Source organism: Natronomonas sp., assembly GCF_046483325.1.
Lineage (GTDB): Archaea > Halobacteriota > Halobacteria > Halobacteriales > Haloarculaceae > Natronomonas.
This window is the reverse complement of record NZ_JAWODL010000043.1, coordinates 106,733-115,712: the sequence shown is the minus strand read 5'-3', so window position 1 is coordinate 115,712 and position 8,980 is coordinate 106,733. Positions and strand designations below refer to the sequence as shown.

Annotated in this window: 9 protein-coding genes; 6 read left to right on the top strand and 3 right to left on the bottom strand. The window is 60.7% G+C overall.

Translation table 11 applies throughout. The features are described 5' to 3' along the window. On the top strand, window positions 1–1,097 hold a 1,097-nt coding region (locus R6U53_RS13505; protein ID WP_410322897.1), incomplete at its 5' end, for an aminotransferase class V-fold PLP-dependent enzyme. Between the two features lie 59 nt (window positions 1,098–1,156). Further along, the gene (sufU, locus tag R6U53_RS13500) at window positions 1,157–1,570 is read left to right on the top strand and encodes a Fe-S cluster assembly sulfur transfer protein SufU (RefSeq protein WP_410322896.1); all 414 of its coding nucleotides are present in this window, start codon (window positions 1,157–1,159) and stop codon (window positions 1,568–1,570) included. Window positions 1,571–2,387: 817 nt separating this feature from the next. Here the strand turns inward: sufU and R6U53_RS13495 are convergent. Then, window positions 2,388–3,161, bottom strand: a complete 774-nt coding sequence (locus R6U53_RS13495; RefSeq protein WP_410322895.1) for an IclR family transcriptional regulator — start codon at window positions 3,159–3,161, stop codon at window positions 2,388–2,390. Between the two features lie 113 nt (window positions 3,162–3,274). On the opposite strand from R6U53_RS13495, the gene R6U53_RS13490 reads away from it, so the two are divergent. Together R6U53_RS13490 and R6U53_RS13485 are read left to right on the top strand one after the other, a co-directional pair. Beyond that, complete coding sequence (locus R6U53_RS13490; RefSeq protein ID WP_410322894.1) at window positions 3,275–3,835, top strand: MaoC family dehydratase; 561 nt, start codon at window positions 3,275–3,277, stop codon at window positions 3,833–3,835. Next, window positions 3,832–5,298: an acetyl-CoA hydrolase/transferase C-terminal domain-containing protein gene (locus R6U53_RS13485; protein WP_410322893.1), complete on the top strand. Its 1,467-nt coding sequence runs from the start codon at window positions 3,832–3,834 to the stop codon at window positions 5,296–5,298. The genes R6U53_RS13490 and R6U53_RS13485 overlap by 4 nt, the downstream gene beginning before the upstream one ends. Window positions 5,299–5,307: 9 nt before the next feature. Here R6U53_RS13485 and R6U53_RS13480 read toward each other — a convergent pair whose 3' ends face one another. Together R6U53_RS13480 and R6U53_RS13475 are read right to left on the bottom strand one after the other, a co-directional pair. Then, window positions 5,308–6,249 (bottom strand): zinc-binding dehydrogenase, encoded by a 942-nt coding sequence (locus tag R6U53_RS13480; RefSeq protein ID WP_410322892.1) that lies wholly within the window; start codon window positions 6,247–6,249, stop codon window positions 5,308–5,310. Beyond that, window positions 6,246–6,593 carry a cupin domain-containing protein gene (locus tag R6U53_RS13475; RefSeq protein ID WP_410322891.1) on the bottom strand — a complete coding sequence of 116 codons (348 nt, stop codon included), beginning with the start codon at window positions 6,591–6,593 and terminating at the stop codon, window positions 6,246–6,248. The genes R6U53_RS13480 and R6U53_RS13475 overlap by 4 nt, the downstream gene beginning before the upstream one ends. A gap of 133 nt (window positions 6,594–6,726) precedes the next feature. On the opposite strand from R6U53_RS13475, the gene R6U53_RS13470 reads away from it, so the two are divergent. Together R6U53_RS13470 and R6U53_RS13465 are read left to right on the top strand one after the other, a co-directional pair. Then, entirely contained in the window at window positions 6,727–8,031 is a 1,305-nt protein-coding gene (locus tag R6U53_RS13470; protein ID WP_410322890.1) for a PotD/PotF family extracellular solute-binding protein, read from the top strand. Window positions 8,032–8,101: 70 nt separating this feature from the next. Further along, window positions 8,102–8,863, top strand: a complete 762-nt coding sequence (locus R6U53_RS13465; RefSeq protein WP_410322889.1) for an SDR family NAD(P)-dependent oxidoreductase — start codon at window positions 8,102–8,104, stop codon at window positions 8,861–8,863. Window positions 8,864–8,980 lie beyond the last annotated feature (117 nt).

Here is an 8,980-nt window from a genome sequence, read left to right as displayed (position 1 = left end):
CCGACTACTACCACAACTACAACGCCAACGTCCACCGCGGCATCCACCAGCTCAGCCAGGAGGCGTCGGTCGCCTACGAGGACGCTCACGACCGCGTCGCCGAGTTCATCGGCGCTTCCGGCGGTCGCGAGGAGATCGTCTTTACGAAGAACACGACGGAGTCGATAAATCTCGTCGCCTACGCGTGGGGGTTGAACGAACTCGGTCCCGGCGACGAGGTTGTGACGACGGAGATGGAACACCACGCCTCGCTCGTCACGTGGCAACAGATCGCGAAACGGACCGGCGCGACCTGCAAGTACGTCCCGATCACCGAGGAGGGGCGACTCGACATGGACGCCGCTGCGGAACTGATCACCGACGACACGAAGATGGTCTCGGTCGTCCACGTCTCGAACACGCTCGGGACGATCAATCCCGTCTCCGAGTTGGCCGACCTCGCGCACGATCACGACGCATACATTTTCGTCGACGGAGCACAGTCGGTTCCGAACCGGCCCGTCGACGTCGAGGGGATCGACGCCGACTTCCTCGCCTTTTCGGGACACAAAATGGCCGGCCCGACGGGTATCGGCGTCCTCTACGGGAAACGGCACATCCTGGAGGGGATGGAGCCGTACCTCTACGGCGGCGAAATGATCCTCAAAGTCACGTTTGAGGATTCGACGTGGAACGAACTCCCGTGGAAGTACGAGGCCGGGACGCCGCTTATCTGCCAGGGAATCGCGCTCGCGGAGGCCTGCGACTACCTCGATGACATCGGGATGGACCGAATCGAGCGCCACGAGAGCGAACTCGCCGCCTACGCCTACGACCAGCTGACGGCGTACGACGACGTGGACGTGTACGGTCCGCCGGGCGACGATCGCGGCGGTCTCGTCGCGTTCAACCTCGAGACCGTCCACGCGCACGACCTCTCGAGCATCCTCAACGACAGCGCCGTGGCGATCCGCGCCGGCGATCACTGCACGCAACCGCTGCACGATGTGCTCGGGACCGCGGCTTCCGCCCGGGCGTCGTTTTACGTCTACAACACCGAAGCCGAGGTCGACAAACTCGTCTCGGCGGTCGACGACGCCAGACAGCTGTTCGCCTGATCCCCTCGTCCACGCGATCGGTGGGCTTTTGCGTCTCACTCCCCTCCGTATCGATAACAATGGGACTCGGATCGGATATGTACCGACAGCAGATCCTCGACCACTACAAGAACCCCCGAAACTACGGGGAACTAGAGGACGCGGATATCGAACACGTCGGGGAGAACCCGATGTGCGGCGACACGATCAAGATGTTCATCCAGTTGGACGACGACGACGCGATCGAGCACGTGAGCTTCGTCGGTGACGGCTGTGCGATCAGTCAGGCCTCCGCGAGCATGCTCTCGGGGGAACTTCGGGGACGGTCCCTCGACGAGGTCGAAGCGATGGACCGAGACGACATCGTCGACATGCTCGGCGTCGAACTCAGCCCGATGCGGATCAAATGCGCGGTGCTCGCCGAGAAGGTGGCACAGGACGGGATCGCGATCCACAACGGGGACGTCGAAGTCGAGGAGACGACAACGGAGTAGATTCGGCGCGGGTCGGAGATGATAGCGTCAGGATACGGATCGTATCGCCGATCGACGCGTTGAGTTTATTCCATCCCGTAAATAACAAAGATAACTTATTTCCGAAATACAAAATATATTTGTCATTTCCACTGCCGGGGTCGTCATACCGATTTTGCCTGATCGTTCTCGCGGGAAACGTATATAAGTAGCCGCTCGGCTTCTTATACTAACCGCTTTCGTTAGCGCAATTGGTCTCGAGTTAGATAGGGCTCGAACCGGCTTCAACGGGTCGCTGCGATGTTTCTCTGTGTTTAGTTCGGTTTCGAAAGGCAGCCGCCGATCGCGTCCGGGAATTCGAGTACATCCGGACATATCTGTTACTGCCGCTATCTCACTTATGTTTGTTCCATTTTTATTATTTTTTGTTGTTATGTTCTTTGAACTTACGAATAAGTCGGCCCTCCGAAGACGGTCAAATAACGATATTAATTGTGTTATGGAACTATACCGTCACGCCGATCGACCAAGTCCGACTTGTGTTCGCTCTTAGCGAACAGCTGGCTTGGTTTGCAGTCCCTCCCGGTCCGTATCAGCCGGCTGAATCATTCGATAGTTGCATAGAATGTCCCTTTTATATCTTATCTTGTTTTTATGTACCGTTGGTAGTAATTGATCATCATATTATGTCCGGCTATTTTGTGACGTATCGCTTTCCACTCTCGCTCATCCGTTCGGGTGTCCGCGATATATTCGATCATAGCGAACGGTATCAACGCCACCGTTATGACGCCCCTCGGCACGGGCGGCTGTGACGTGCCTGATCTGCGAGTACGGACTACGAGTACATCAAATTGAGTTCCAACTCGTTCGCCGTTCCGAGCAGCAGGTTCGGAATCTCCTCGTACAGAAGCGATCCCTCGAGTCTGTGGCTCGGCCCCGAGACGCTCAACGCCCCACAGACCCGACCGTCGGAGCCCGTAACCGCAACTCCGACCGCATTGAGTCCGGGGACGTTCTCCTCCAGATTGAACGCGTACCCGCGCTCGCGAATCCCGTCGAGTTCGTCGTACAACGATTCGGCGTCCGTGATACTGTTGTCCGTCACGGACTCTAACCCCCACGTGTCGAGAACCGACTCGACGCGGTCGGTCGGAAGCTCCGCCAAAATCGCCTTCCCGGCCGCCGTCGAGTGAAGCGGAATCCGCTTTCCGATTCCCGGGTCGGTGTGAACGCCGCGCTCGCCGACCTCTCGATGGACGTACACGCCCCGTCCGTGCTCCTCGACGATGAACTGCGAGCGCTCCTCGGTCTCCTCGGCGAGTTCGCGGACCTTTCGCTGGCTGATCTTGTACTCCGTCTTCCTGGATTTGGCGAACTCGCCCAACTCGAGAAACTTGAGACTGACGTGGTATTGATCGCCCTCACGGACGAGATACTCACAGCTTTCGAGGGTGTTCAGGTGAGCGTGTATCGAACTCTTGGCCATCCCGAGACGGGTGGCGATTTCGGAGACACCGCCACCGTCGAGTTGGTAAACGGCTTCGATCACGGAGAATACGGTCCGTGCGGATTTCACCTGCTTGGTACTCGGTTCCTCGTTTGCGTCCATGCTCGCCGATAACATCCCATCGATATTTAAAGTTCGCCCTTACCGAACAATCTGCGACCGAGCGACTCGGCCAAAGATTTATACACGCTCTCATCCCCAGTTCGGGCACCGATATGAGTAGCACACGTACTGAACGGCGGTTAGTCGGCGGGTGGCAAGGACGGTTCTACGAGGACTTCGAGGTCGGGGACGTGTACAAACACCCGTACGGTCGGACGATGACCGAGACGGACGACGTTTGGTTGACTAACCTGACGATGAACCTCAATCCGATGCATTTCAACGAGCCGTACGCGGCGGAGACGGAGTTCGGCGAGCGACTCGTCAACGGACTCGTTGTCATCGCGTTGGCGGTCGGGATGAGCGTCATCGATATCTCGCAGAACGCGACGGCGAACCTCGGCTACGACGACGTTCGCCATCACGCGCCGGTGTATCACGGCGACACGATCTTCGCCGAGAGCGAGGTGCTCGAAAAGCGCGAGAGCGGCTCCCGCGATCACGTCGGCATCGTCACTACTGGCCTCACCGCGTACAATCAAGAGGGCACAAAAGTGCTGTCTTTGAAGCGGACCAACATGATGCTCAAGCGAGCCGAGACGGACGTTTCGGCCGCGAGGCCGCCCGGATGGCCGGCGGGGGTCGGGACGCAGCCCGAGGACCTGGAGCCATGACCGCAGTTGCGGAGCGAGAACACGGCGATCTTCCGATCGTTTCCGCAGAAACCGCGTCCGAACACGTCCCTGATGACGGTATCGTCGTCGTAAGCGGCTTTGGTAGCGTCGGCTATCCGAAGTCGGTTCCACTGGCGCTGGCCGAATCCGACCGCGATCTCTCGTTGACGGTCATCAGCGGCGGCAGCGTCGGCGAGGAGATCGACGAGACGCTCGCGGACGCGGACGCGATCGCCCGACGGTTCCCGTATCAGGCCCGTTCCGGCACGCGAACGCGAATCAACGGCGGGGAGATGGCGTTTGCGGACGCCCACATCGCGAGTTTCGGGGATCGGGTCCGGGTTGGGGAGTTCGGAACCCCGGACGTTGCGATCGTCGAAGCGATCGCTGCTGGCCCCGACTGGCTCATACCGTCGACCTCGATCGGCCACACGCCCGCGTACGTCGCCGCCGCAGATCGGATCATCGTCGAACTCAACGAGGTACAGCCGCTATCGTTGCAGCATTTTCACGACGTGTACGTCCCAGATCCGCCACCGCACCGTGAGCCGATACAGCTTCGGCATCCGGCTGAACGGATCGGTTCACCGACGGTTTCGTTCGATTCGAAGAAACTCGTCGCCGCCGTCCGGACCGCTCGCCCCGACACGCCGTACACGTTTCGCGAGACGACTCCGGACGACGAATCCATCGCGGCGAAGCTGATCGGGTTCGTCGAGGGCGAACTGGAGCGAAACCCGTATCTCGACGAACGTCTCTGTCTCCAGTTCGGCGTCGGAAGCCTCGGTAACGCCCTCATGGGCGGGTTTGAAGATCTCGACGTTGGCGATCGAGATCTCATCTACTTCGGTGAGGTGATTCAGGACGGACTTCTCGACATGCTCGGTGCCGGTAAACTCGAAAGTGCCAGCGCCGCCTCGCTCGCGCTGTCGAAATCGCACCTCGAACGGTTGTTCGAGAATCCCGACGATTATGCTGACAACATCGTCGTTCGCAACGCCGACGTCTCGAACAACCCCGCGCTCATCGATCGTTTCGGGGTGATCGCTGTCAACAGCGCCCTCGAAATCGACCTCTACGGAAACGTCAACTCGACGCATATCGGTGGAAAACACCTGCAGAACGGCATCGGCGGTGGCGGCGACTTCAACCGAAACGCGCTGATAAGTATCACCGCGCTTTCCTCGGTCGCCTCCGGCGGAGAGATCCCGCGAATTGTTCCGATGGTCCCCCACGTCGATCACACGGAACACGACGTATCGGTCGTCATCACCGAACAGGGCGTCGCCGATCTTCGGGGTCTCTCGCCGCGCGAGCGGGCCGACGAACTCATCGAGAACTGCGCTCACCCTTCATATCGACCGGCGTTGCGGTCGTATCTCGATCGATCGGATCGGTCCGGCGGCCACGTCCCTCACGATCTCGACGAAGCGTTCTCGTCGCTGGAGAGACGCGAGTCCTGAGCGTCGACCCTACTCGACGGTCAACACTATTTTGCCGGTGACACCGCCGGCCTCAAGTTGTTCGTGTGCCTTCGCGACTTCCGAAAGCGAGTATTCCGAGTCGATCACCGGGACGATTTCGCCGCGCTCGATCAGCCGCCTGACTGCGGTTATCGTTTCGGTGGTCCGTTCGAGTGCCATGAACTCGACGCCGACGTTGTTCAGTTTCGCTTGCGGACCGATGTTTCCGGGATCGCCGACGATGTCGACCATTCGACCACCCGGGCGAATGACGGGCAGTGACTCCTCCAGCGTTCCGGCGCCGACTGTGTCGACAACGAGGTCGACACCGTCACCGGTCTCCGCATCGATCACGTCGACGAATGAATCCGAGCGATAGTCGATCGCTCGTTCGGCCCCGAGCGCTTCGGCCTGTTCGAGCGTCTCGGGACTCGCCGTCGCGTACACCTCCGCACCTGCGGCCGCCGCGACTTGGACGACTTGCTGGCCGACGCCGCCCGCGCCGTGTACGAGCACTCGGTCCCCGAGTTCGAGTCCACCGCGCTTTATCAGCGCGGCCCACGCAGTCGCGGCGACGACGGGCATCGCGGCGGCCTCCCCGTGTGACAGTTCGGGCGGCTTGTCGGCGACGATCTCCGCCGACACGACGTTGTACTCCGCGTAACACCCCTGAACGAACAGCTCCGGCGTGTAGAACACTTCGTCATCGATCTCGAACGAGTCGACGCCCGGGCCGACCGCATCGACCACGCCGGACGCATCGTAGCCGACCACGATCGGCGTCGCGATCCCCATCGAATCGCCCTCGCGCCTGACGCGACAATCCAGCGGATTGACCGATGTGGCGTGGACTCGAACCCTGAGCTCCCCCGGCCCCGGTTCGGGGACGGGGAGGTCGCGTTCCTCGAGCACGTCCGGGTCGCCGAACTCCGGGATAACCATGGCTCTCATTGCTCGTCCTCCGCGAAGGGCGCCGCGCCGCGCGGGGGACTAAACACGTCGATACCGATCACGACGTCGTCACCGCGATTTTCTAGCTGATGCGGTTCGTCCCCCGGAAGCCGGTAGGCGTCTCCCGCTTTCAGGATCCGGGTCTCACCGTCGGCAGTGAACGTCGCCTCGCCGCTGACTATGTAGCCGATCTGTTCGTGTGGATGGCTGTGCTCCGGTACGTGGCCGTTCGGTTCGATTCTAAACCGGAGTAGGTTGGTCTGTTCTCCCGTCAGCACCGCCGTATTGTGGACGCCGGAGACGACCTCCCGCTCTTCGAGATCGTCCGTGGATACTGTGTCCATGACAATTAATAACAGCCATCTAACCTATAGGTTGTGCTTTTCGTGGTGCCGAGCGGGCGTTTGTGGCACTCCGATTCCGAAAAGCTACACGAAATCATTTTATACTACTACACCCATGTTGGATTGTGGTAGCATGAAACAAAGCGACAAGATTCGGCGATATTCGGAGTACATGAGCCGTCGGCAGATGATGAAATACGGCGCCGCCGGTGGACTCGCGGCGATGCTCGCCGGCTGTACCGGTGATCCGGCGAACCCGGACGGTAACGGGAACGGTGGCAACGGTGGCGGCAACGGGAACGGCAACGGGAACGGCAACGGCGATGGAAACGGCGACGGCGACCGACCCGAACTCAGCCTCGCCGCACCCGTCATCGGCTTCCCCGACGAGGAACCGATCGGACAGAGCTACATGGACGAGTACGATGTAGAGCTTTCCCATCGAAATATCTCCGCGCAGCCGACGGAACTGATACAGCTCTTCGTTGCCGGCGACGGACAGGGCGAATTCGACGGAGTCTGGGCGAACGGTGGCGGGATGGAGGATCTCATGTACGGCGAGGACATCATCGTCCCGATCGACTCGGACGAGATCGACAACTGGGACAACGCCCGCGAGGAGTACACCGAGGGCGGCGTATATCGGGACACGCTCGAAAGCGACGGCGAACTCGTCGGCTCGCCGAGCAGCCAGAACTGCGATTCGGTCGCCCATAACCTCGACGAAGTCGAGGACGTCGACAGCTGGGGCGTCGTCTACGACGAGGAATGGGAGGGCCGAACCGCGGTCCTCGACGACTACGCGAACACACCCCACCACACGGCGATGTACCTCGACCAGAACAACATGGCGGACATCGAGGGATACACGTCCGATCCGACGCCGTACTCCGATCTGCGCCCCGAGGAACTCGAGGCGGTGATCGATTTCCTCATCGATAAAAAAGAGGCCGGACAGTTCCAGACGATCTGGTCGTCGTTCGGCAACATCGTCGAACAGCTCGTTAGCGGTGAAATCGTCGCCACCTACGCCTACGAACCCTCGGTCATCCAGGCTCGCAATCAGGGCGGGAACATCGGCTACCCGCCCCTCCGTGAGGGGAACTGGGAATGGAACGACCACTGGTTCATGACACAGGGAGCCACCGACCGTGGCCGCCAAGAGCAGTTCTACCAGCTCTGTGAATGGGCGCTTACTCCCGAAGTCGGTGCTCGCCTCCACGACACCCGGGGCTACGAATCCGGTTGCGACCGCGATACCGTCGTCGAATACATGGAGGACAACTGGGACGAAGAGCGCGTCCAGGACAACCTCGATTCGATGGAGGCGCGCCAAGAGCGCTACGACGCCAACGGCGACGTCATGGCGTGGAACAACCCGAATCCGACGGAACTCGATCTCTACTTGGACGAGTGGAACCGGTTCCTGAGCGCGTAAGTCCCACTATGGCACGATTTTTCTGTACGACGTGTCGGATAGCACCTCGGTTCGACGCGGTCGATCGTCTATGAACCTCGACGGTCGCGTCGCGTTCGTTACCGGGGGGAGTTCCGGAATCGGAAACGCGATTACGGCGACGCTTGGTCGAAGCGGTGCGGCGGTGGTCGTTGCCGATGTCCGCCGAGAACCCAAACTCGACGACGAGCGTTCGGTGTTCGACGCGCTCGACGAGGCCGGCGTCGATCACCTGTTCGTCGAAACGGACGTGAGCGATCCGGACGCCGTCGAGGAGGCGATCTCCGAAACCGTCGAGACGTTCGGCGGTCTGGATATTCTCGTGAACAACGCGGGCGTGTTTAGCCAGTACATGGCTCACGAAACGCCGATCGAGGCGTGGGATACGATGCTCGACGTGAACCTCCGCGGAACCTTTCTGTGCTGTCGGGAAGCGATCCCGCACCTCCGCGAGAGCGACAACGGGAAGATCGTCAACCTCTCGTCGGTCTCGGGATTGAAAGGGAGTAACAACAGCGCGGCCTACTGCGCGTCGAAGGGTGGTATTACCAATCTGACCCGTCAACTGGCGGTCGATTACGCCGCGGACGAAATCAATGTCAACGCCATCGCGCCGGGCGTCATCGAGACGGCCCAGAACGCTCACTGGCGAGCCACCGACGACGAACAGGTTCGACGATGGGAGCAGGAGACGCCGTGGCCGCGGTTCGGCAAGCCACAGGACGTCGGTGACGCGGCCCTGTTTCTCGCGAGCGATCGGAGCGATTTCGTCACGGGCCACATCCTGGTGGTCGACGGCGGGCGGTTCGCGTGATCGGTTCGCTCTCCCGGTCGCACCCATCCCGTTCGAGTCCTTTGGGTCCGTGTTCTACCTCCTCGAACTCCCGTCTACCGTTCGTCCCGTGACCGATATCCAGCGACGGGATGGCGG

What these genes read in the sequence shown, in the direction of transcription:
- sufU (WP_410322896.1), top strand. Translation starts at nt 1,157, where the DNA reads ATGGGACTCGGATCGGATATGTACCGACAGCAGATCCTCGACCACTAC.
- R6U53_RS13495 (WP_410322895.1), bottom strand. Translation starts at nt 3,161, where the DNA reads ATGGACGCAAACGAGGAACCGAGTACCAAGCAGGTGAAATCCGCACGG.
- R6U53_RS13490 (WP_410322894.1), top strand. Translation starts at nt 3,275, where the DNA reads ATGAGTAGCACACGTACTGAACGGCGGTTAGTCGGCGGGTGGCAAGGA.
- R6U53_RS13485 (WP_410322893.1), top strand. Translation starts at nt 3,832, where the DNA reads ATGACCGCAGTTGCGGAGCGAGAACACGGCGATCTTCCGATCGTTTCC.
- R6U53_RS13480 (WP_410322892.1), bottom strand. Translation starts at nt 6,249, where the DNA reads ATGAGAGCCATGGTTATCCCGGAGTTCGGCGACCCGGACGTGCTCGAG.
- R6U53_RS13475 (WP_410322891.1), bottom strand. Translation starts at nt 6,593, where the DNA reads ATGGACACAGTATCCACGGACGATCTCGAAGAGCGGGAGGTCGTCTCC.
- R6U53_RS13470 (WP_410322890.1), top strand. Translation starts at nt 6,727, where the DNA reads ATGAAACAAAGCGACAAGATTCGGCGATATTCGGAGTACATGAGCCGT.
- R6U53_RS13465 (WP_410322889.1), top strand. Translation starts at nt 8,102, where the DNA reads ATGAACCTCGACGGTCGCGTCGCGTTCGTTACCGGGGGGAGTTCCGGA.